This window comes from Corallococcus sp. AB049A, assembly GCF_003668885.1.
Classification (GTDB): Bacteria; Myxococcota; Myxococcia; order Myxococcales; family Myxococcaceae; genus Corallococcus; species Corallococcus interemptor.
Genome location: NZ_RAWL01001387.1, coordinates 1 through 398, shown reverse-complemented (window position 1 = coordinate 398; position 398 = coordinate 1). Strand labels below are relative to the sequence as shown.

General features: G+C 50.3%; 1 protein-coding gene. It reads left to right on the top strand.

Annotated elements, in window-relative coordinates; all coding sequences use genetic code 11:
• Positions 1 to 398: 2-oxo acid dehydrogenase subunit E2 (locus D7X55_RS47275; protein ID WP_199747492.1), on the top strand; the 398-nt coding region annotated here is incomplete at both ends.

The following is a 398-nucleotide window of genomic DNA, read 5'->3' as shown; positions in this document are numbered from 1 at the left end:
GTCACGGATCCAGAAAATCTCTGGTGCCAACCTGCATCGCAACTGGGTACGCATTCCGCATGTCACCCAGTTTGACGAAGCCGATATCACTGGCCTGGAAGACTTCCGCAAAGAGCAGAATGCGCTGGCGGATAAGAAAAAGATGGGCGTTAAATACACCCCGCTGGTCTTTATTATGAAAGCGGTGGCCAAGGCGCTGGAAGAGTTCCCAACCTTTAACAGCTCTTTATCAGAAGATGGCGCCAGCCTGATCCTGAAAAAGTATGTGCATTTAGGCATTGCCGTTGATACGCCAAATGGCCTGGTGGTACCGGTGGTACGAGATGTTAACAAGAAAGGCATTATCGAATTATCCCGCGAGCTGCAGGACATTTCGGTAAAAGCGCGCGAAGGTAAAC